The organism is Streptomyces sp. S.PNR 29, assembly GCF_030386795.1.
In the GTDB taxonomy this organism is placed as follows: domain Bacteria; phylum Actinomycetota; class Actinomycetes; order Streptomycetales; family Streptomycetaceae; genus Streptomyces.
The window spans coordinates 285460-306997 of sequence record NZ_JANUQM010000008.1; the positions used below are offsets into that span (position 1 = coordinate 285460).

Annotated in this window: 21 protein-coding genes and 2 pseudogenes; 11 read left to right on the forward strand and 12 right to left on the reverse strand. The window is 71.3% G+C overall.

The genetic code is table 11. The features are described 5' to 3' along the window. Nucleotides 1-304 precede the first annotated feature (304 nt). Nucleotides 305-1216, forward strand: coding sequence for a GNAT family N-acetyltransferase (locus NW895_RS22805; RefSeq protein WP_289937652.1), 912 nt, complete (start codon nucleotides 305-307; stop codon nucleotides 1214-1216). A 259-nt stretch (nucleotides 1217-1475) separates the two neighbouring features. Beyond that, complete coding sequence (gene helR, locus NW895_RS22810; protein ID WP_289937653.1) at nucleotides 1476-3623, forward strand: RNA polymerase recycling motor ATPase HelR; 2148 nt, start codon at nucleotides 1476-1478, stop codon at nucleotides 3621-3623. 52 nt (nucleotides 3624-3675) lie between these two features. On the opposite strand, the gene NW895_RS22815 is transcribed toward helR, so the two are convergent. Together NW895_RS22815 and NW895_RS22820 are read right to left on the reverse strand one after the other, a co-directional pair. Beyond that, on the reverse strand, nucleotides 3676-4563 hold the full coding sequence (locus NW895_RS22815) for a Gfo/Idh/MocA family oxidoreductase (RefSeq protein WP_289937655.1): 888 nt from the start codon (nucleotides 4561-4563) through the stop codon (nucleotides 3676-3678). A gap of 408 nt (nucleotides 4564-4971) precedes the next feature. After that, nucleotides 4972-5412: a hypothetical protein gene (locus NW895_RS22820; RefSeq protein WP_354670103.1), complete on the reverse strand. Its 441-nt coding sequence runs from the start codon at nucleotides 5410-5412 to the stop codon at nucleotides 4972-4974. 127 nt (nucleotides 5413-5539) lie between these two features. Here NW895_RS22820 and NW895_RS22825 point away from each other — a divergent pair, with 127 nt between their 5' ends. Both NW895_RS22825 and NW895_RS22830 read left to right on the forward strand, forming a co-directional pair. Then, nucleotides 5540-6397: an aldo/keto reductase gene (locus NW895_RS22825; RefSeq protein WP_289937658.1), complete on the forward strand. Its 858-nt coding sequence runs from the start codon at nucleotides 5540-5542 to the stop codon at nucleotides 6395-6397. 190 nt (nucleotides 6398-6587) lie between these two features. Then, complete coding sequence (locus NW895_RS22830; protein WP_289937659.1) at nucleotides 6588-7406, forward strand: SAM-dependent methyltransferase; 819 nt, start codon at nucleotides 6588-6590, stop codon at nucleotides 7404-7406. A gap of 71 nt (nucleotides 7407-7477) precedes the next feature. Here NW895_RS22830 and NW895_RS22835 read toward each other — a convergent pair whose 3' ends face one another. Continuing rightward, nucleotides 7478-8398, reverse strand: a complete 921-nt coding sequence (locus NW895_RS22835; RefSeq protein WP_289937660.1) for a helix-turn-helix transcriptional regulator — start codon at nucleotides 8396-8398, stop codon at nucleotides 7478-7480. Between the two features lie 111 nt (nucleotides 8399-8509). Continuing rightward, nucleotides 8510-8737, reverse strand: a complete 228-nt coding sequence (locus NW895_RS22840) for a DUF397 domain-containing protein (RefSeq protein ID WP_289937661.1) — start codon at nucleotides 8735-8737, stop codon at nucleotides 8510-8512. A 220-nt stretch (nucleotides 8738-8957) separates the two neighbouring features. Between NW895_RS22840 and NW895_RS22845 the strand changes: the two genes are divergently transcribed. The 3 genes and pseudogenes from NW895_RS22845 to NW895_RS22855 all read left to right on the forward strand — a co-directional run bounded on the left by NW895_RS22845 (nucleotide 8958) and on the right by NW895_RS22855 (nucleotide 11674). Beyond that, entirely contained in the window at nucleotides 8958-9527 is a 570-nt protein-coding gene (locus NW895_RS22845) for an ATP-binding protein (protein ID WP_289937662.1), read from the forward strand. A gap of 23 nt (nucleotides 9528-9550) precedes the next feature. Beyond that, nucleotides 9551-10096, forward strand: coding sequence for a hypothetical protein (locus NW895_RS22850; protein ID WP_289937663.1), 546 nt, complete (start codon nucleotides 9551-9553; stop codon nucleotides 10094-10096). Nucleotides 10097-10222: 126 nt separating this feature from the next. After that, nucleotides 10223-11674, forward strand: a pseudogene (locus NW895_RS22855) (ABC transporter ATP-binding protein/permease). Nucleotides 11675-11708: 34 nt separating this feature from the next. Here NW895_RS22855 and NW895_RS22860 read toward each other — a convergent pair. Beyond that, a complete protein-coding gene (locus tag NW895_RS22860) occupies nucleotides 11709-12062 on the reverse strand; it encodes a hypothetical protein (RefSeq protein WP_289937664.1) in 354 nt (117 codons plus the stop codon). Nucleotides 12063-12284: 222 nt separating this feature from the next. On the opposite strand from NW895_RS22860, the gene NW895_RS22865 reads away from it, so the two are divergent. Further along, complete coding sequence (locus tag NW895_RS22865; RefSeq protein ID WP_289937665.1) at nucleotides 12285-12548, forward strand: DUF5133 domain-containing protein; 264 nt, start codon at nucleotides 12285-12287, stop codon at nucleotides 12546-12548. Nucleotides 12549-12656: 108 nt separating this feature from the next. On the opposite strand, the gene NW895_RS22870 is transcribed toward NW895_RS22865, so the two are convergent. Further along, entirely contained in the window at nucleotides 12657-13628 is a 972-nt protein-coding gene (locus tag NW895_RS22870; RefSeq protein ID WP_289937666.1) for a helix-turn-helix domain-containing protein, read from the reverse strand. Between the two features lie 218 nt (nucleotides 13629-13846). On the opposite strand from NW895_RS22870, the gene NW895_RS22875 reads away from it, so the two are divergent. Next, nucleotides 13847-14317: a hypothetical protein gene (locus NW895_RS22875; RefSeq protein ID WP_289937667.1), complete on the forward strand. Its 471-nt coding sequence runs from the start codon at nucleotides 13847-13849 to the stop codon at nucleotides 14315-14317. A gap of 109 nt (nucleotides 14318-14426) precedes the next feature. After that, nucleotides 14427-14639: a hypothetical protein gene (locus NW895_RS22880; RefSeq protein WP_289937669.1), complete on the forward strand. Its 213-nt coding sequence runs from the start codon at nucleotides 14427-14429 to the stop codon at nucleotides 14637-14639. Between the two features lie 155 nt (nucleotides 14640-14794). On the opposite strand, the gene tgmB is transcribed toward NW895_RS22880, so the two are convergent. The 3 genes from tgmB to NW895_RS22895 form a co-directional block, all read right to left on the reverse strand. Then, the gene (gene tgmB / locus NW895_RS22885) at nucleotides 14795-15778 is read right to left on the reverse strand and encodes an ATP-grasp ribosomal peptide maturase (RefSeq protein ID WP_289937670.1); all 984 of its coding nucleotides are present in this window, start codon (nucleotides 15776-15778) and stop codon (nucleotides 14795-14797) included. Nucleotides 15779-15795: 17 nt separating this feature from the next. Continuing rightward, nucleotides 15796-15987 (reverse strand): putative ATP-grasp-modified RiPP, encoded by a 192-nt coding sequence (tgmA, locus tag NW895_RS22890; RefSeq protein ID WP_289937671.1) that lies wholly within the window; start codon nucleotides 15985-15987, stop codon nucleotides 15796-15798. A 129-nt stretch (nucleotides 15988-16116) separates the two neighbouring features. Further along, a complete protein-coding gene (locus tag NW895_RS22895) occupies nucleotides 16117-16440 on the reverse strand; it encodes a YkvA family protein (protein WP_289937672.1) in 324 nt (107 codons plus the stop codon). A 214-nt stretch (nucleotides 16441-16654) separates the two neighbouring features. Here NW895_RS22895 and NW895_RS22900 point away from each other — a divergent pair, with 214 nt between their 5' ends. Continuing rightward, on the forward strand, nucleotides 16655-17746 hold the full coding sequence (locus NW895_RS22900) for a hypothetical protein (protein WP_289937673.1): 1092 nt from the start codon (nucleotides 16655-16657) through the stop codon (nucleotides 17744-17746). A gap of 46 nt (nucleotides 17747-17792) precedes the next feature. Here NW895_RS22900 and NW895_RS22905 read toward each other — a convergent pair. From NW895_RS22905 to NW895_RS22915, 3 genes and pseudogenes are all read right to left on the reverse strand, one after another. Continuing rightward, nucleotides 17793-19925 (reverse strand): annotated as a pseudogene (locus tag NW895_RS22905) (xanthine dehydrogenase family protein molybdopterin-binding subunit). After that, on the reverse strand, nucleotides 19925-20929 hold the full coding sequence (locus NW895_RS22910; protein WP_289937674.1) for a xanthine dehydrogenase family protein subunit M: 1005 nt from the start codon (nucleotides 20927-20929) through the stop codon (nucleotides 19925-19927). The pseudogene NW895_RS22905 and the gene NW895_RS22910 overlap by 1 nt, the downstream one beginning before the upstream one ends. Then, nucleotides 20926-21453, reverse strand: coding sequence for a 2Fe-2S iron-sulfur cluster-binding protein (locus NW895_RS22915; RefSeq protein WP_289937675.1), 528 nt, complete (start codon nucleotides 21451-21453; stop codon nucleotides 20926-20928). The genes NW895_RS22910 and NW895_RS22915 overlap by 4 nt, the downstream gene beginning before the upstream one ends. Nucleotides 21454-21538 lie beyond the last annotated feature (85 nt).

The window sequence follows — 21538 nt, forward strand, 5'->3', positions numbered from 1 at the left end:
CGCTGCTACGACGGCCCCGGCACCGCACCCCGGACCGCCGTGCCGTTGCCCCGTTAGGCATGACCGTCGGCTGAGGGCCACTTGAGGCGAACCGGCCCGAGAGCGAAGCGACCGCGACCGCCGTGAATTCGATGGACGGACGCAGGGAGGCCCCCGTACTGTGTGGCATCACGCCCTGAGACCGGCGAAAGGAGGGGAGAACCATGCAGCTCACACCGTTCCAGCGCTCCCTTCCCATTGCCCCGGCGTGCCTCGTCTGACCTGACCGGGAGCGCTCCACACAGTACGCATCCCGGAGGAATCCGTGACCGACCTGGTCATCCGCGCGCTCGACGAGAGCGACGCGCACCTTTTCGACACCCTGCCGGACCCCCTGGGCGCCCGTGAGGCGCACCGGCTGACCCGGCACCGCCCCGACTGGAAGCGGGTCGCCCTGCGCGACGGCACCGTCGTCGCGCGCGGCGCCTGGTGGGGCGGCGCCGACGACGCCGAGCCCCTGAACGTCAACTGGTTCGACGTCGCCGAAGGGGAGGAGGAAGCGGGAGCGGAACTCCTGCGGACCGCCCCCTGGCAGGTGGAACTGGAGATGAACCTGCCCGGCGGCTGGCGCGACGACCCCGCCCTGCGCACCGCCGCCCAGACCCGCTTCACCGCCGCACGAGCGGCCGGGTACGACCTCCTGGTCGAACGCTTCCTGTACCGCTGGACACCGGAGCACGGACTGCCCGAACGGCCCGGGCGGCTGGTGTTCCGCGCCGAACCGGACGACGGCGTGTTCTTCGACGCGCTGCGCCGCATCCACTCCGTCACCCTCGACGCCCACGCGCTGAAGGCCATCGAGGAGGGCGGGCTCGACCGGGCCGCCCAGGAGGAACTCGACTTCTTCCGGTGGTGCCCGTCACCGAGGCAGTGGTGGCAGCTCGCCTGCACGCCCCAGGGCGAGCCGGTGGGCATCCACATCCCGGCGCACAATCCGTCGGGTCCGTGTGTCGGCTTCATCGGCGTCCTGCCGGAACATCGCGGCCGGGGCTACGCCTACGACCTCCTGGCCGAGTGCACCCACTTCCTCGTGGAGCGGGGCGCGGAGTTCGTCAGCGGGGCCACGGACCAGGGCAACTTCCCCATGGCCGCCAACTTCACCAAGGCCGGCTATCCGGTCGTCCGGGAACGGTTCAACTTCCAGCTCACGTTCCATCTCACGCAGAACGGCGCGTAGCACGAGGGAAGTTGGAAGGGAGCCGGAAGGGAGCCGGAAGGGAGAGGACGGGGAGGGGCGAGGGAATGCCACTCCTCGCCACTCTCAACGTATAGCCCACCGGGGGGCTTGCGGCAAGACCCCGATCGTGCCGCAGAATGCGCAGGCCGAGGCCAGTACCTGCGGAAACGAGGGATTCACCCAGTGTGTTTGTTGTTATCGGTTCATGGGACGTGCGCTCCGCCGGACTTCGCGGGCACCACCTCGGATCGGAGCTGACGTGACCTTGCTGACCACCAGTGCGTTCGACCTTCCCGACCAGCTCTCCGCCAAGGCGGACCCGAAGCTGATCGCGGGTGACGAGCAGCACTTCGCGGCCATCGCGGAGTGCCTTGAGCAGGCGATCGCCGAAGTGTCCGACCGCCTCGACGCCGAGCGCAGGGCGCCCGGCGGCCTCGGCCGGGAGGCGATGGACCGGGACGTCGAGATCCACCGGCTGACCGGTCGCCTGCGCGCCCTGCGCCGCTTCGGCCTGGACCTGTGCCTCGGGCGCATGGTCGGCGCGGACCACGCCGAGCCCGTGTACGTCGGACGACTCGGCCTCACCGACAGCGCGGGCCGGCGGTTGCTGCTCGACTGGCGATCCCCCGCGGCCGAGCCGTTCTTCGCGGCGACCCACGCCGACCCGATGGGGCTGACCAGCCGACGCAGGTATCGCTGGACCCACGGCCGGATCAGCGACTACTGGGACGAGGTGTTCACCGCCGACGAGCTCGAAGGGCATGCCGCGCTCGACGACCAGTCCGCCTTCATCGCCGGCCTGGGCAGCGCCCGGTCGAGCCGGATGCGAGACGTGCTCGCCACCATCCAGGCCGACCAGGACGCCATCATCCGGGCGGGATCCCGCGGCGCCCTCGTCGTCGACGGCGGCCCGGGCACGGGCAAGACCGTCGTCGCTCTGCACCGCTCCGCCTACCTCCTCTACTCCGACCCCCGCCTCGGTCACCGTCGCGGCGGAGTGCTGTTCGTCGGCCCGCACCGGCCCTACCTGGCCTACGTCGCCGACGTCCTCCCCAGCCTCGGAGAGGAGGGCGTGCAGACCTGCGTCCTGCGGGACCTCGTCGCCGGGGGAGCCGGAGCAGCGATCGACACCGACCCGGACGTGGCCCGGCTGAAGTCGTCCGCGAACATGGTGAAGGCGATCGAGACGGCCGTCAGGTTCTACGAGGAGCCGCCCACCGAGGGGATGACGGTCTCGACCCCCTGGTCCGACGTCTGGCTGAGCGCCGACGACTGGGCCGAGGCGTTCGAGGCGGCAGAACCAGGGACTCCGCACAACGAAGCCCGCGACCAGATCTGGGAGGAACTGGTCAGGATCCTGATGGACCGGCACGGCGGCGACGTCTCGCCCGGCCTGTTCCGCAGGTCGTTGCTGCAGGACGAGGAACTGACCGGGACGCTCGACCGTGCGTGGCCGCTGCTCGAAGCGGCTGACCTGGTCGGTGACCTCTGGTCGGTGCCCGCCTATCTGCGGATGTGCGCTCCGTGGCTCAGCCCCGACGACGTCCGGAAGCTGCAGCGAAAGGACGCTCAGGCCTGGACGGTGTCCGACCTGCCGCTCCTGGACGCGGCACGGCAGCGGCTCGGCGACCCGGAGGCGTCGCGGCGCAAGCGCCGGCACGAGGCCGCTGTCGCCGCCGAACGCGAGAGGATGCGCGACGTCATCGACAACGTGCTCGCGGCCGATGACGACGGTGAGGGCGCCGTGACGATGCTGCGTGGCCAGGATCTGCAGGACAGCCTGATCGACGAGACCGCACTGCCCGGCACCGAACCGGACCTGCTCGCCGGTCCGTTCGCGCACATCGTCGTGGACGAGGCCCAGGAACTGACCGACGCGGAGTGGCAGATGCTGCTGCTGCGCTGCCCGTCCCGCAGTTTCACCATCGTCGGGGACCGCGCCCAGGCCAGGCACGGGTTCACGGAGTCGTGGCAGGAGCGGCTCGAAGGGGTGGGGCTCGACCGGATCGACGTGGCGTCCCTGAGCATCAACTACCGGACGCCGCAGGAAGTGATGACGGAGGCCGAGCCGGTCATCCGGGCGGTGCTCCCGGACGCCAACGTGCCGACCTCCATCCGCAGCAGCGGCATCCCCGTCGCGCACGGCTCTGTCGCGGATCTCGACTCGATCCTCGACACCTGGCTCGCCACACATGCCGACGGGATCGCCTGCGTCATCGGCGATCCCACGTTCCGTGCGACGCCCCGCGTCCGGTCGCTGACCCCGGAACTGTCGAAGGGGCTCGAATTCGACCTGGTCGTCCTGGTCGACCCGGAGGCGTTCGGCGAGGGAATCGAAGGAGCGGTCGACCACTATGTCGCGATGACCAGGGCGACCCGGCAACTCGTCATCCTCACGAGCTCCTGAGGTCGGCCGGGACAGCGCATACGTCGCCGACCGGGCATACCGCCGTGACCGGCTAGCGTGCGTCGCTGTCCAGCAGGGCCTCGGCCGCGGCCAGTATCTCCGTGACCCGCAGGCCGAACGCGGCGTCGCACGGGTGCGCGCGCCCCGTACGGACGGCGGCGAGGAGGGCGTCCGCGGCCCGGCCCAGTGCCGGAACCGCTCCTTCCGAGCTTTCCGGAAGGAGCGTCACCCCGGCCCCGCCGCGCAGCTCCACGGCCGCTCCGGCCGCAGCGGGCGGGGCCGTCAGACTGAGGGTGAGGGTGCTGGAGGCGCCGCCCACATGGTGGAGGACCAGGTGGACGGTGTCCCCGGCACCGTGCGCGGCCGCCACCACGCGTCGGGCGTCACCGAGGACCGGCAGCAGCACGGACAGGGCATGCGGACCCACGTCCCACAGAGCGCCCTTCTCCCGCCGCCACGGCGAGTCGGCGAACGGGCTGTCACTGGTGAACACCGAGCCGAGCCACTGGGCCCGCGCCGTGAACCAGTCCTGTCTGCCCGCCTGTTCGGTGATCCACGCCTCCGTCTCGGGCTGGAAGCGGGTGGTGAAGAAGACGACCGAGGCGACACCGGCCTCCTCGGCCGCCTCGACCACGGCCCGCCCCGCCTCCACCGTCGCGGCGAGCGGCTTGTCCAGCAGCAGATGGCACCCCGCGCGCGTCGCCCGCACCGCCAGCTCGGCCTGTACAGATGGGGGCAGCGCGACGGCGACGGCGTCCACGTCGGCGAACAGCGCGTCGACGTCGTCGTAGGCCCGCGTGCCGTGACGGCCGGCCAGCTCCTTGGCGGCCTCCACCCGGCGACCCCATATGCCGGCGAAGTCCAGATCGTCGTGCCCGCTGAGGGCAGGGGCGTACGCCATCTGAGCCCAGGGGCCGGTGCCGAGCAGTCCGATGCGCATACCGTCGCCTCTCCACAGAGCCGAGCCTGATGACGACCGGCACCCACGGCGACCGGCCGAGGGTGAGCGTGCCACACGAACCGGGCGACAGCGCAAGCCCCTCTCGCCAAGCGCCGAGCCAGCAGCCCAACGGGGCTGGCAGCCTTCGGTTGGCATGCCTACCTCCCCTTGCCGAGTGCATGGCCTGGGGGGACCGGCTCCGGCGGCACTGTCAGATCGCGAGCGCGGCCTCCAGAATCGCGATCTGGGCAGGGCTGGTGCAGCCGTCGAGCGGGGGCGAGTTCGGCACCTGCGCGGTCCCGCCCTGATCCCCGGAAAGCCGGCGGCATCTCGGTGTCTCGCCTTCAGCGCGGTGTCGCCCTGCCCGGCGCGGAGGGAGAAGAAGGCCCGGAACTGGTCCCATTTCATTCATGTGGACGTGGGTGGGCGGTTTTCGCTGGTGCCGGATCGGGGTGTGAGCGTTGACGGCGCGGCTTGGTGCGGCTGGTCAGCGGGCTCTGCCTGGGGCTGGGTCGCTGCCAGGCTGGCCAGGAGCTTGATTCGGTCTTCGGAGGTGGTGCCCGGTTCGGCGGTGTAGAGGGTCAGGTCGTGCATGGCCCGGTGGGACAGGGGCAGGTCCAGGGACTGGTAGGTCAGCTCCAGGTCGCCGACCTCGGGGTGCCACAGTTTCTTCACCAAGAACCTCGCCTGACCGCAAGTGCCCCCGACAGGCCGGTACCGCCACCGGCCTGCCGGGGAGCCCCCGTGACCGCAACCGAGGCGGCAGGCAAACTGCCCAGCGGAAGCAGCCCGCCGTCGCGACCCCCATCTTCCCTTGGCCAAAGTCACAGGGGCACCCCCGGCCACCACATTCAGTTACGCGAGTGCTGGATGCGTTCTCTTTCTTCTATTGGACCTCTGCCTCCAGCTCAGCCAGGCTGGTGTACGTCCGGACGCCATCGCTGGGGAGCGACAGCCGAAATGAGGTCACGAGCACATGCACACTCGCCGTATCGGTGATGTCGAGGTCAGCGCGATAGGCCTGGGCGCGATGCCCATGTCGATCGAGGGACGGCCGGACGAGGACCGTTCCCTCGCCACCATCCACGCCGCTCTCGACGCCGGCGTGACGCTGATCGACACCGCGGACGCCTACCACCGGGACGCCGGCGAGGTAGGACACAACGAAACCCTGATCGCCAAGGCCCTCGCCTCCCATGACCGGGGCGGAGACGTCCTGGTCGCCACCAAGGGCGGCCACCTGCGTCCCGGGGACGGCAGCTGGACCCTGGACGGCAGCCCCCAGCACCTCAAGGCGGCCTGCGAGGCGTCCCTGCGGCGGCTCGGTGTCGAGGCCATCGGGCTCTACCAGTTCCACCGCCCCGACCCCCGCGTCCCGTACGCCGACTCCGTCGGCGCGGTGCGCGAGCTGCTGGACGAGGGGAAGATCCTCATGGCGGGGATCTCCAACGCGAACCCCGAGCAGATCAAGCAGGCGAACGAGATCCTCGGCGGCAGGCTGGTCTCCGTACAGAACCAGTTCTCCCCGGCCTTCCGCTCCAGCGAGCCGGAGCTCGCCCTGTGCGACGAACTCGGCATCGCGTTCCTGCCCTGGAGCCCGCTCGGCGGCATCGCCAAGGCGCGTGAACTGGGCTCCGCCTACGCGCCGTTCGCCCGCGTCGCCGAAACCCACGGGGTGAGCCCGCAGCGCGTGTGCCTTGCGTGGATGCTCGCCAAGTCGCCGGTGGTGATCCCGATCCCGGGAGCCAGCCGCCCCGAGACCATCCGCGACTCGATCGCCGCCGCGGAACTGACCCTCACCGCCGAAGAGATCGCCGAGCTGGACGCCGTCTGAGTCGCGACGGGCCAGGGGCGGGAGAACCCTCAGCCTCCCGCCCACCGGCCCCAAGCACCCGAAAATCAGGGCAGGTTGACGTCTGCCACACCTTCATCGCGTTCGTGCACTGGTTTCGGCAACCGCAACGTCCCTAGCATGTACTCTCGGTCATGCCAGTGCAGGTGGTGCGGTACGAGCTGGGGGAACGATGCAGACCGACAAGCAGCTGTCCACGGAGATCGATGCCAACGTGCCGACAGCAGCTCGCATGTACGACCACTACCTGGGCGGCAAGGACAACTACGCCGCCGACCGGGCGGCGTGCGAGCAGCTCGACAAGGTCGTCCCCAGCACCCGCGCACTGGCCGTCAACAACCGGCGCTTCCTCCAACGGGTCGTCAGGACGCTGGCCGCGGACTACGGAATCCGGCAGTTCCTCGATCACGGATCCGGTCTGCCCACCCAGAACAACGTGCACCAGGTCGCGCAGGGCATCGACCCCGATGCGCGCGTGGTCTACGTCGACAACGACCCGATGGTGCTGGTCCATGGCCGGGCGCTGCTGGAGCAGAACGACCGCACCGCCGTCATCCACGCCGACATGCGGCACACCGACACCATCTTCTCCCACGCCGAAACCGAGCGCCTCATCGACTTCTCGCAGCCGGTGGCCGTGCTGTTCAACTCGGTCTTCCACTGCATCCCCGACAGCGAGACCGACGGCCCGCCGGCCGTGGTCCGTCGCGTCGCCGAACGGCTCGTGCCCGGCAGCTACCTGGTCATGTGCCAGCTCGTGAGCGAGGATCCCGAGGTCCGAGACTTCGTCACCAGCTTCATGGACCAGGCGACGCAGGGACACTGGGGCCGCGTACGCCAGGAGAAGGACGTGGCCGAGTGGTTCGAGGGCATGGACGTCCTCGAACCGGGCCTGGTGGAAGTGTCCACCTGGCGGCCCGACAACGAGGTGGCTCCCCGTCAGCTCACGCAGGAGTGGATAGAGTTCGGCGGGGTCGGCCGCATCCGCTAGTCACAGCAGACGCGGGCGGCAGCGCTCGGCCCCTGCGCACCACGGGCCGCCGCCGCCTCTCGCGGCGGCCCTCAGCTCTCGGAGTAGCGCTGCTGCACAGTGTCGCGCAGCAACCGCAGGGACTCACGGGGTGTGAGCGCTTCGTCCGCCAGCCGGTCCAGGGCGAGCCGGTACTCCTCCGTCTCGTCCCGGTCCTCCAGGAAGTTGGCGCTCTTGATGTGCTCCAGATAGACGACGTCCGGCAGGTCGAGGCCGCCGAAGCGCAGATAGGTGACCGGGATCGCCGGAGCCGAAGCGTTCGTCACGTCCAGCGGCACCACCTGCAATGTCACATTGGGGCGCTGAGCCATCTCGACGAGGTGGTGCAGCTGCGCCCGCATGACGTCCCGGCTGCCCAGTACCCGCAGCAGGACGGATTCGTCGATGATCGCCCACAGCTGCGGAGCATCCGCGCGCGTCAGCAACTGAGCACGCCGCATGCGGAGTTCGACGCGCCGCTGCACCTCGCTCGCCGGCGCGTTCGGCAGGCCGCGCTCCACCACCGCCTGTGTGTACGCCGCCGTCTGCAGCAGACCGGGGACGTACTGGATCTCGAAGGTCCGGATGGTGGCGGCCGCCTCCTGCAGCCCGACCAGCCGGTCGAACCACTCGGGCATCAGACGCTTGTCGTAGCGCTGCCACCACCCGGGCTCACCGGCGCGCTGCAACAGCTTGAGCAGCACCGACGCCTCGTAGGGATCGGTGCCGTACAGCTCCAGCAGCGCGCGGACGTCGCGCTCGGTCGGGGGCCTGCGGCCCTTGCCGGACTCGATGCGCGAGAGCTTCGCCCCGCTGAACCCGAGTGCGCGGGCCGCCTGGTCCTGCGAAAGCCCGGCATCCTCACGGAATCCAGCCAGTTGAACACCGACGAGCATCTTCAGCAGGGTCGGAGCCGGCTCGGTCCGGTCGAGGTAGGGCTCAAGACGGGAGAGGCGATGCGGCGCGGCGGACATCCTGTACTCCCAGCAGACCGGCAGACTTGAGAAATCACACTAGCGCAATCCGCCGGGCCCCGGGGCCCGATCACACAGAACTCCGGGGCTCACAGGCGAGTCGGCTCCGTCTCACAGCAGATGGTCGAACTCGCCGTCCTTCGCACCGGCCACGAACGCCGCCACCTCCGCGGGCGTGTAGACGAGCGCGGGTCCGTCAGGATCGCGGGAGTTGCGCAGCGCGATGCCCCCGTCGACGGCAGCGACCTCGACGCAGTTGCCCTCGGCGTTGCTGTGCCGGCTCTTCATCCAGCGGGCGTCCAACGAGCTGGCCCGCACTCCGTTCTGCACTGGTGGCACCGCAGTCTCCTTGCTGTTCAGGTTCCCCGCCGTGCGCCGTGTGGGGAACCGGCCGCCGGGGGAGGGAGCGCGGACCGCGCCTCGTCGGCCCTACCGGCTCCCCACCGAATTTCGCGCAATTTCTCGTGCAATTGCACGCGAGCGCTGTCAGCGTGGATAATAGCTGTGGCGTCAACCCCCGGGTTAACGCCCTGCCTTGACGTCGCATCAGGGAGATGCCGTGTCATCACCTGCGCCCAGAGCGCTTCGGCCGCTGAGCCAGCTCGCGCCACGGGCGGGTGCGATGGGCCAGGTCGGCGGGCTGTCCCGCACGGCACGATCGGCCTCCGCGGGGGAGCGGCCGATCGCGCAGCCCGGGTCACCGGGCGGCAGGCCCGTCTCGGTCGCGCTGCGCATCGCGTGCGACCGGGACGGGTTCGCCCGCGCCCGTGCCTTCACCCGCGACACGCTGCGCGGGTGGTCGCTCGACCATCGCAGCGACGATGCCCTCCTGGTGATCACCGAACTCGCCTCCAACGCCGTGACACACGCGATGCCGTCGGCCGCGGCAGGGGGGACGGAGGTCGGGCTGGGGCTCGCCCTCGACCCGGGACATCTGACGCTGAGCGTCTGCGACTCCGATGACAATCCGCCCGTCTACCCGCCGCCGGACGGCGCCGACCTCGACGAGCACGGCCGCGGCCTGTGCATCGTCGACGCACTGTCGGAGGAGTGGGGCTGGACCCCCAGACCCCCCGCGGGCAAGACCGTCTGGGCCAGATTGTCGACCGTGTCCCCTCATCTGACATGACTGCCGCGGAAAGGCCCCACGCCATGCGCACCGCTCCGATCCAGCAGCCGGGCACCCAGCGCACAGAGCGCCACGCGCCGCCGAACAGGCCGGCCAGGACCGCGCCCCTCGCAGGGCTCGGCCAGGTGCCCTGGGCCGAGATCCAGGACTCCACCGGCTCCGCCGCCGCCATCCCCCTGCTGCTCAACAGCGTCGCCTGGGGGAACCCCGGCACCGCCCAGGCCGCCCTCGACGACCTGCGGAAACGCATCTGCCAGTACGGCTTCGTGGTGGAGCAGGCGACCGCCGCGACCGTCCCCTTCCTGTGGGAGCTCGCGCAGCTTCCCCAGGTGACCTGCCGCGCGCAGATCATCCAGCTGCTCAGGAACATCGCTGACGCCCGGCAGTGGGAGAGCACCGCCGCCGTCTACCCGAAGCTGCTCAACCACCGCGAAAATCCCGTGGTCTGGGAACGCAAGGCCCGGCAGGCCGTCCGCGCCCGGCGGAGCGCCCTGCGACACCTGCTGGCCGAAGAGGACGCCGAGATCGCCCAGGCCACGACGGAACTGGCACGCACGCTGGGGGAGTGAACCGACGCCTGCCACCGGCGGATTCCCGGAGTACGAAACGGTGTGGCGGCCTCCCTGCCGACCCGACGGGAAAGCGCTTGCCGCACCTTCGGCAACCAGGGAGGACCACCGCCGACGGCATCGCCGCTGGAGAGACCGCTCGACCACCGCTACCGGGGCGAGCATCCGGTCCGCACACTCGCCTACCTGTTCCGCGCCGACCGCCGGCGGCTGGCCACGGCCGTCGGCGTCATCACCGTCAAACACAGCCCCATCTGGCTGCTGCCCCTGATCACCGCGTCCATCATCGACACCATCGTCCAGCACCAGCCGGTCGGCCGGCTCTGGACCAGCACCGGGATCATCCTGCTCATCCGGTGATCAACTACCCGCTGCACGTGCTCTACGTGCGTCTCCTGTACGGCAGCGTCCGCCGTATGGGCACGGCCCTGCGCTCCGCCCTGTGCACCCGCATGCAGCAGCACTCCATCGGCTGTCACTCACGCGTCAGCGCCGGAGTGCCGCAGGCCAAGGTGGTGCGCGACGTGGAGACTGTCGAGCAGATGGTGCAGCAGACCGCGGAGAACGGCCTCGGCGCGCTCACCGTGCTCACCGGCGGCCTCGTCATCATCGCCGTCCGCACACCGGAGTTCCTGTCGCATGGACGGAACGCTGCGCCGACTGCTGACCTCCGGGATGCGTCTCGACCTGGTCAACGGCCGGTTCGGCTCGCTGGCCTGGGTCGTCCTCAACGTGATCGGCGTACTCGTCCTCGCCGGCGCGGGGCTGATCTCGTACTACGGCGTCTGGGGCGGCACGCCCGGCGACGTCGTCATGCTCAGCGCGTTCCTCACCACTCTCACCAACTCCACGACGACGCTGGCAGGACTCGCTCCGGTCATCACCAAGGGGCTGGAGTCCGTCCGATCGGTCGGCGAGGTGCTGCAGGCGCCCGAGCCGGAGGACAACGAGGGCAAGGCGGAGCTGCCCTCCCTGCGCGGGGCCGTGCCCTTCGACGCCGTCGGCTACTCCTACGAGACCGACGGACGTGCCGCCGTACGGGACTTCACCCTCGCCGTCGAACCCGGCGAGACCAGCGCTGGCGCTTCGTGTCGGTGGTGCCGCAGGAGTCGATCCTCTTCGACGGCACGGTCCGCGAGAACGTCGCCTACGGCAGGGACGACGCCGACGAGGAGACGGTGCGCGCGGCGCTGCGCGACGCCAACGCGCTGGAGTTCGTCGACCGGCTGCCGCAAGGCCTCGACACCCTGGTCGGGGAACACGGCGCACGCCTGTCCGGCGGGCAGCGGCAGCGCCTCGCCATCGCCCGTGCGCTGATCCGGGACCCCCGGATCCCGATCCTGGACGAGGCGACCTCGGCGCTGGGACACCCGCTCGGAGGCGCTCGTCCAGGAGGCGCCGGCGCGGTTGCTGCACGGACGCACCACGTTCGTCGTGGCGCGCCGGCTGTCCACCGCGCGGGGCGCGGACCGGATCGTGGTGATGGGGGACGGCCGGATCCGGGAGATCGGCACGCACGACGAACTCCTGCGCCGTGGCGGGGCGTACGCGGCCTTGCACAGCGGCCAGGCCGCCTGACCGCCGACCGGTGGCGGGCCTCACCCGGGGCCCGTCATGCGGCGCTGCTCCTTCGTGCCCGGTGGGCGCAGGTCGCGTCATGGTCGGTGCCGAGGCTCGTCCACCAGCGCTCGCAGCAGGCGGCGCCGAGCTCCGCGCTGACGATCACGTCGGCGACGCCGGCGTGCCCACGCGCCCGGGCCACCCGCTCGGACAGCCGTACCACGACACGGCGTTGGTCACGGATCACCGTTTCGCGGGCGGCGGCGACGACGGGCACGAGACTGGCGGCCCCGAACAGACACGCGGCCCACCAGGGGCCGTACCGGTACTCCAGGACCGCGATCCAGGCGAGCCCGGTGCTGGTGGAGAGGTAGAGGACGCAGAGCAGACGGCTGGAGCAGTTCATCGGGACACCGTTCCTGTGAGGGGGTTTGCTCTCTGCTCAACTGCGCGCGACGCGTGGGGAAGCGGGTGGTTCCGCTCCTTTTTGGGTAGGGCGCTGACCATTCGAGCTGACGGTCGGTCAGTTATCGAAAGTTTTTCGCCAACCAAGGACAAGTGAGGGCGGTGTGTGAATGTTTCGCCCCTGTACGGGCATACGCAGCGAAAATCGAGAGAGGGGCGCTTCGTGCTCGTACCGGACCCGAAGGTCGTCAGAGAGTTGCTGACGCGGTACGCGTCGCTGCAGATCGCTCAGGCTGAGCGGTACACGCCGGCGGCGGCACGTGAGCTGGAGGATGTCAGCTACACACTGTGCGTGATGATGGGCAAGACCGGCATCCACGACGCGATCGCCGAGGCGGACGCCCTGCTGCTGGCCGGCAGGCGCACGGTCGATGCCACCGAGGTGACGGATCCGGACGGGGAGAGCGGTCTGTCGCTGGCCGTCTGACACCGCCGGAACGGGGCCTGTCCTGCGGATCAGGCCGATCCCGGGCTGATCCGCAGGACAGGCCCCAGTCATCATCGACAACGAGGCGAGGTACGTCCGGACGGACGGTCAGGCGCTCGCCGAAGGGACGGCCTTCTTCCCGTGGAAGGCCGTGCGGTAGGCGTGCGGCGTCGTGCCGACCACCCGGCGGAAGCGCTCTCGGAACGCCGTGGGGGAGCCGAATCCGGCCTGCTGGGCGATCCGTTCGATCGGGTGGTCGCTGTTCTCCAGCAGATACTGAGCGCGTCGCACCCGCGCGCGGAGCAGCCACTGCAGAGGCGTGGTGCCCGTCTGCTCGCGGAACCGGCGGCTGAAGGTGCGCTCGCTCATCCCCGAGCGTGCCGCCATGGCCCCCAGGGTGATCTCCCTGGCCAGATTGTCCTCGATCCACTCCAGGACCGGTTCCAGCGCAGACCCCCGCGGTACCGGCGGATGCTCGTGCACGATGAACTGCGCCTGCCCGCCCTCCCGTTCCAGCGGCATGACGCTCATCCGGGCGGCGTCCGCGGCGACGGCCGAGCCGAAGTCGCGCCGGATCATGTGCAGGCACATGTCCAGACCGGCGGCGGCACCGGCCGAGGTGAGGATCTGTCCGTTGTCGACGTACAGCACGTCCGGCTGCACCTCCACGCGCGGAAAGCGGCGGGCCAGCATGTCGGCGGCCACCCAGTGCGTGGTGGCGCGCAGCCCGTCCAGGAGCCCGGCCTCGGCGAGGACGAAGGCACCCACGCACACGGACGCGATCCGCGTGCCCGCCTCCGCGGCCTGCCGCAGTGCCGCCACCACCCGGGCGGACGGCGGCCCCGCCTCGTCGGAGCAACCCGGCACGATGATCGTGTCGGCGTCCTCCAGTGTGTCGAGCCCCCGGTCGACCCGGAGAACGAAACCGCCGTCCGCCACCACTTCCGGCGACTCCGCGCACAGGCGCACCCGGTAGGGGTGCCGCCCATCGGGCAGCCGTGTCCAGTCGAACACCTGCATGGGGGCCGCCATGTCGAACGGCACCACATGATCGAGAACCAGGATCGCCACGGAGTGCATGCCGGCAACGATAAACGGATTCCCGCCACATGGATCTGCCTCGGCATACCGTCGGCATCGGGCCGACGGGCCTGGCCGAGGCATTGGCGAGAATCCGTTGGAACCTGTCATTTCAGCCTCTGTGCGCTCACGCTGCGGCTCCCTAGCGTGGGCTCGGCGCGTTGATCACTTGATGGCCGCGCCGCCCGCCCCTGCCCCTGTCCTCCGGAGCCCGCCCGATGACCAAGATCCTGCTGTCCCTCCACGTCCTGGCCGCCATCATCGCCATCGGGCCCGTCACCGTCGCGGCCAGCATGTTCCCGCCGGCCGTGCGCCGCGTGGCCCACGGCGGGGAGGGGGCCGGCGCGGCGGCGCTGAGCACGGTCCGGCTCCTGCACGGCATCTGCCGCGTCTACGCCGGTATCGGCGTGGCGGTGCCCGTTCTCGGTCTCGCCACCGCGCTGGCGATGGGCGTCCTGGGCAGCGGATGGCTCGTCACGTCCATCGCCCTGACCACCGCGGCCGCAGGCATCCTCGTCGCCTTCGTGCTGCCCCGCCAGGGCGAACTCCTCGAAGAGCTGGCCGCCGGACAGCCCGTCGAACACGGCAGAACGGTACAACTCGCCATGCTGACCGGCGTGTTCAACCTGCTGTGGGCCGTCGTCACCGTCCTCATGATCGTCCGTCCCGGCTCGACGACCGGTGCCTGACCCCGTGTCAAGTCCCTGGGGGTGATGCATACGCCCGGGCGCGTGGGCGCCTAGACTCGGCACGCGCGCCCCGGCATGGGGGCGGACGACAGGAAAGGCGCGTTGACGGGTGTTCCAGGATTCCCCCATCTACGACCGACTCGTCGCGGAATGCGGCGACGTACCCACGCAGGTGCGCCGGGAGGCCGAGCGCGTGAGCAGGGAACTGGAGGTCGCCATGCGTCCGCTCGCTCCCGGTGTGCTGTCCGGCGCCGAGCGCCCTCCCTCCCAGGGCGCGGGATGGCAGCGGACCGCCATGCTGCCGGGCCCGCGCCCGAGCTGACTCCGCCGCAGCGGACGCGCGCCGTATCGGTGACGACTCCTCGGCCGGTTCGTCGAGGAGGGCGACACGGTCGTCGCCCTCAGCGGCAGCGGCAGCGGTGCCCGCAGGCGGCACGGTGAGGTGCTGCGGTTCGTCCTGACCGTCACGCGCCGCGGTCAGGGAACCGTCGTGCTCGTCCCGTTGACGCGCACCGGTTCCTCCGGGACGGGGCGGGCGAGCCACTCGGCGATGGTGCGCGAGATCGGCTGCTCCGTCTCCACCTCGACGAAGCCGAACTGACCCGACTGGTTGCACTCCAGAAACCACCAGGTCCCGTCGCCGTCCTCCGCGAAGTCGAAGGCGCCGTACGCCAGCTGGGCATCCCGCAGGTATGTGCGGACGGCCGCGGCGATGCGCGGCGGGACGTCGACCGGGTGCCACGGCGTGTCCGACGAGGCGAAGCGGACGTCCACCTCGTGCGGGTCCGCGTCCGGTGCGATCGCCTTGCGGGCGGCCAGCAGCCGGTCGCCCACCACGGTGAGGCGGACGTCGGCCCGCTTCGCGACCCGGCGTTGCAGCAGGGTGGGGCCGAACGCGACGGCGGAGAAATCGGCCTCCGGCGAGACCCGGCTGGTCGGCACGGCTCTCGGCGGATCCTGTGGATGCGCGCCCGAGACGGCCTTGACCACCAGATCCGGGTAGCGGTCCGCGAACTCCCGGGCGGCCCGCGGAAAGGTCGTGATCAGTGTGGCCGGCACGGGCAGGCCGCACCGCTGGGCGAGCCGGAGCTGCCAGGGCTTGTGGCGTGCCCGGCGGGCCGCGTCGGGGTCGTTCATCCAGCGTGCACCGCAGTCGCGGAGCATGCCGTACAGCGCCTGTGAGGCCTCCTCGGTCAGCCATGCGGAAGGGTGGGCCGCCCGCGCGGCCGGTGTGCCCGGCCTGCGTACCCAGATCGCCCGCAGTCCCCCGATGCTCACCAGCCGGCCCCCGGACGACAGGTGGCCGCGGAAGGCGCCGTGGACGTACTCGCCGGAGAGCGCGACCCCGCCGGTCAGGTCGGCGGGATCGAGACGGACCACGGGGACGCCGGATGCGTTCAGGTGCACGACCACCATGTCCGCAGTGACGTCTTCTTCACAGGTCAGAATCAACACGGTCATTGTCGGTTTGTCCGCGTTCAGTCGTCGAAGTGGGTCTTCGATCCCGCGGTGGAGGTCGTGGTCCCCAGCTCTCTCAGCAGGGCGTGGTCGCAGGCCGCCACCCGCCCGTCCGAGAGCACGTTCAGCTGCAGCCCGGCGTCATAGACGTACGGAGTGGTGGCCTCCAACTCCACTGCGGGACGTGCGTAGTTGAGCACGAACGGCTGCATTGTCTCTCCCTCGTAGGTGCTGAGCCGATCGGGTGACGGCCCCACTTCGCCGTCGCCCGGTCCGCCGACGTTCCTCGGCTTCCTCGGCTTCCCAGAGACTTATACGAATCGAACGGGTGGTTGGTTTCCTTACGGAGCGTAGTCATGGGGCGAGTTGTGGTCCGGCTGCCGCGCCACCGTGCGCCCCCGTGCGCCGAGGGAGCCGTGCACGGAGCGCAGAGCGAGGAGAAGGACACCTATGTCGTCCAGGTACACCGGGTCGGGCAACAGGTCGGTCGGCAGAACGAAGTAGAGGACGGCTCCCCAGAAAACCCAGCGTGGGCCGGTCGGCAGCCCGGCGCGCCGCAGTCGGCGTCGGGCGCGGACCAGCCGCACCAGGACCCCGATGGCCAGAGCGAGGAGAACGGCCGCCAGTACCACGGCCGAGACGATCACTGCTGTGGTCGAATCCACCGGCCCTCCTCCGGGGTGCCATGACACACGCGTCCTCTTCCCGATTCCCGGTCAGGGCCCGGTTATGGCGTTCGGAGGACGACTCATCTGCGTACTCATCCCCGTGGCTCACCCGAGTGGCACGGCGTCACACCCGCGCCTAGTAATGGTCCACAACGCCGCGTGTGGCACGTAGGGACGCAGGATCGGCCGCACCCTCTCTATGGAGCAGACCATGACGACCGACTCTTCATCACCGGTTTCGAACGAGTTGGCCACAGACCCGATCGAGCTGTCCGCACTCCAGAAGGAGGCCGCGTCGCCGGCCGGTGACCCGGTCCGCGACCTGGTGCGGGCCGCCGTCGCCGACCGGCCCCTGGAAGAGGTCGTCGACCTCATCACCATGCTGGAGCAGTCACCCGAATACGCGGACGCGACCATCGACGCGCTCCGCGCGGTCGGCGTGAACCGGTCCGTTGAGGACCTCACCCGGATGGTCGCCCTGCTGACCCGTCCGCCACGCCATGCCGGCAGCGCGGACGAGGCGATCCGCGCCGCGGCCGAGGGCCGCTCGGTGGAGGACGTGACCCGGCTGATGGAACTGCTGCGCCGGACACCGCTGGTACCCCACTGCGGGCAGGAGGCGGTACGGGCGGCCGCCACCGGCCGGCCCGTCGAGGACCTCGTGGAGCTGATCGGCCGGCTCGCCGCGGAGCGACGCGGACGCGCGGACCGACCGGAGGCGGTGCCGCCGCAAGCGCTCGTGGAGACCGAGGCGCCGAAGCCGGCCGGACGCCCGGCCGGGCCCGTCGGCATCCCGTCGCGCGGGACGCGTCCGGTGCGCGGCATCCGGTGGCCGTCGACGTGGTCTCCCGGCACGGGGAGTGTGGCCCGGCAGGCCGACGGAACCCCGGCCTGGCCGGGCTGGCTCGCTGTCGGGATGCTCGCCGTATGCGGAGTCCTCTACTTCCCCCTGCGCCCGCAGGGCACCCCCCTCCAGGCCTACGGGATCGCCCTCGGGCTGTCGGCGCTCTGCCTCGTTCTGGCCCTGCTGCTGACCGTGCGGCACACCGTGCCGGTGCTCGCGGCGGCGGTCCTGGCTCCGGCTGCGCTCGCCGTGGCCAAGGTGTACGAAAGCCCGACGTCGTCGCTGGGGCTGTCCCGTGCCATGAACATCACGCTCGCACCGTCCTATGTCGCCGCTCCGGCCGCCGTCCTGGCGTCGCTGATCGGGCTGGCGGCGCTGCTGGGGCGGATGTCGTCGCAGGTGTCGGACGGGCGCTGGGCCGCACAGCCGATGGTCAGGGCGCGCCGCACGGCCGACTGACCCGTGCGTCACGTAGCCCGGGGCCGAGCCGAGGTGTCCGCACGGATCACCTGCCTGACGTCCCCGTGTGCCCGCTCCGTGCGAGCAGCCCGGTCAGCACCCGGTCGGGGGTGAGCGGGAGTTCCCGGAAGCGGACCCCGGTGGCGTGATGGACGGCGTTGCCGATCGCGGCCGCCGTGCCGACGATGCCGATCTCACCGATTCCCTTGCTCCCCATGGGATTGAGATGCGGATCGTCCTCGTCGACCCAGTGTGCCTCCACGGCGGGAACGTCGGCGTGCGCGGGCACGTGATACGACGCCAGATCGGACTCGGTGAAGTCGCCGAACGCCGCGTCCATGGTGCTGCCCTCGGTCAGCGCCATGCCCAGGCCCATCGTCATGCCGCCGACGAACTGGGAGCGTGCGGTGCGGGCGTTGAGGATGCGGCCCGCGGCGTACACCCCGAGCAGACGCCGGACGCGGACCTCGCCGGTGACCGTGTCGACCGCGACCTCGGCGAAGTGCGCCCCGAACGCGTGCCGCGCCCAGGGGCTGTCGGCGTCGGCCACTCCGGCGGTGTCGCCACGGGCCTCGACGCCCTCCTCGGGCAGCGGCCCCGTATGGCCGGAGAGGCGTTCCGCCAGCCGGGTGCACGCCTGGTGGACCGCCCAGCCCCAGGAGGCGGTGCCGGAGGAGCCTCCGGCCAGCGAAGCGGACGGCAGGTCGCTGCTGCCCACCTCGATCCGGACCCGCTCCAGCGGAGCGCCGAGGACGTCGGCGGCGATCTGCGCGAGGACCGTGCGGGCCCCGGTGCCGATGTCGGTGGCGTTGACGCGTACCAGGAAGGTCCCGTCGGGCAGTGCGATCGCCGTGGCCGTGGAAGGTCACGCCATGAAGGGATAGGTGGCGGCGGCCACCCCCGTCCCCACCAGCAGCGGACCGGCGGAGCCCGACGAGCGCGGCCGGGGATCGCGCCGGGACCAGTCGAACCGGCGGGCGCCCTCGCGCAGACACTCGACGAGATGCCGGCTGCTGAAGGGCTTGCCGCTGTCGGGCTCGGTGTCCGGCTCGTTGCGGATCCGCAGTTCCACCGGGTCCATGCCGAGTTCGCCGGCGAGTTCGTCCATGGCGGACTCCAGCGCGTACATGCCGGGTGCCTCGCCGGGTGCGCGCATCCAGGACGGTGAGGGCACGTCCAGCGCCGTCACGCGGTGGACGGTACGGCTGTGTGGCGCGGCGTACATCACGCGCGCGGGCGTCGCGGCCTGCTCCACGAACTCCGTGACACGGGAGGTGTGGGTCATGACCTCGTGGACCAGGGACGTGAGGCGACCGTCGGCATCGGCGCCGAGGCGGAGCCGGTGCAGGGTGGGAGCGCGGTGCCCGACGACGGCGGGCAGGTACCGGCGGGGCAGCGCCAGGGTGACCGCCCGGCCCGTGTGCCGCGCCGCCATCGCGGCGAGCACCACATCGGGGCGGGGCGTGCCCTTGGACCCGAAACCGCCGCCGACGTGCTCGGCGACGACGCTCACCCGGTCCTCCGGTATCCCGAACATCCCGGCGAGCACGGCCCGTACGACGGTCGTGCCCTGACTGGAGGTGTGCACCGTGAGCCGGTCGTCGTCCCAGCGGGCGGTGCTGGCGTGCGGCTCCATGGGGTGGTTGTGCAGCGGCGGAACCTCGTACGCGACGTCCACCCGGGCCGCCGAGGAGTCGAAGGCGCCGTCGGGATCGCCGTGTTCACGGCTGGCCGGATAGCCGCCGTTGGCCTGCTCGGGCACGTACGCGTCGGGGTGCGAAGGCGTCAGCGTCACGTCGTGCTCCTCCACGTCGTACGCGACGTGGACGGCGGCGGCACCGGCCCGGGCCGCTTCCAGGGTCTCGGCCACCACCAGGGCCACGAACCAGCCCCGGTGCGGCACGCGTGCGTCCTGCAGCACCGCGAGCGTGGGGTCGTCCGGCTCGGTGAGCCGCGGCGCGTTCTCATGGGTGAGCACGGCGAGCACACCGGGCACGGCGAGGGCGGACGCGGTGCCGACGTCGGTCACCCGGCCGCGGGCCACGGCGGCCGGTACGGGCCAGGCGTGGGCGCGGCCGGGGGAGTGGTACTCGGCGGCGTAGCGGGCCGTGCCGGTGACCTTCTCCCGCCCTTCCCGGCGCTCGGCCGGAGCGCCCACGGCGGTGTGGGTGACGGTCATCAAGTCCTCCTCGTGGACGCCGTACCGGACGCGATCCGGGTCAGTACGTCCAGGGCGAGCCGACGGGCGAGCGGCACCTTGTACGTGTTGTCCCGCAGGGGTTGCGCGGCGGAGAGCTCCAGGTCGACGGCGTGCTCGAAGGCCGCCTCGGTGGGAGCCGCGCCCAGCAGCGCGCCCTCGGCCCGCCGCGCCCGCCAGGGCCGGTGCGCCAGCGCCCCGAACGCGATCCCGGCCCGGTCCACGACCCCGTCCGTCACGCGCAGCACGGCGGCCACGGAGGCCAGAGCGAAGGCGTACGAGGCCCGGTCGCGGGCCTTGCGGTACGCCGACGGCAGCCCGGCCGTGGCGGCCGGCAACAGCACTCCGGTGACGAGTTCGCCGGGGCGGGCCTCGGTGTCCCGTTCGGGGTGGTCCCCGGGCAGCCGGTGGAACTCGGCGGCGGCGACGCTCCGGGCGCCCTCGGTGCCGTACAACTCGACGCGGGCGTCGAGGGCGGCCAGCGCGACCGCCATGTCGGAGGGATGGGTGGCGATGCAGTGCGCGGAGTGCCCGAGGACCGCGTGGTCGCGGTGGACGCCGTCCCGCGCGCCGCAACCGGTGCCCGGCGCACGCTTGTTGCAGGGCTTGGACAGGTCCTGGAAGTAGGGGCAACGAGTGCGCTGCAGCAGGTTCCCGCCGGTCGTGGCGGCGTTCCGCAGCTGTCCGGAGGCGCCCGCGAGCAGCGCCTGGGACAGCGCGGGGTACCGGTCCCGTACGACCGGATGGGCCGCCAGGTCGCTGTTGCGGACCAGGGCCCCGATCCGCAGCGAACCGTCGGGCAGCTCCTCCACCGCGTCGAGCGGGAGCCGGGTGACGTCGATGAGGGCGGCGGGCTTCTCGACGCCGAGCTTCATCAGGTCGACGAGGTTGGTGCCGCCCCCCAGATAGCGGGCGCCGGGCCGGGAGGCGTACGCCTCGGCGGCCTCCTCGACGGTCCCGGCCCGGACATAGGCGAAGGGCTTCACGGGATCACGTCCTCCACCGCCTCCGCGATCCGCGGATACGCCCCGCAGCGGCACAGGTTGCCGCTCAGCCGCTCCCGGATCTCCTCCCGGTCCAGCGGCATCGGCTCGCCCGAGGGCGCCGCGGGGTCGGTGACGTGCGAGGGGTGGCCGGCCGCGGCCTCGGCGAGTGCGCCGACCGCCGAGCAGATCTGGCCCGGCGTGCAGTACCCGCACTGGAAGGCGTCGCGCTCCAGGAACGCCCGCTGCAGCGGATGCAGTTCCTCCCCGTCACCGGCGAGCCCCTCGACGGTGGTGACCTCGCAGCCGTCCAGCGTCACCGCTAACAGCAGACAGCTGTTGACGCGCCGTCCGTCCACCAGAACCGTGCAGGCACCGCACTGCCCATGATCACAGCCCTTCTTGGCGCCCGTGAGGCCGAGGTCCTCACGCAGCACGTCCAGCAGGACGCGCCGGTTGTCGACGGTGAGAGTGCGCGGCTTGCCGTTGACCCGGAGCGTGGTGTCCGAGTGGTGATGGCTGTCCATGACGGGAATGACCTTCCGGGACGGGCCGTTCTGCTGTGCCCACCGCGTATCCAGGTTGCGTCGACTGACACGTGGGGTGCCCCCT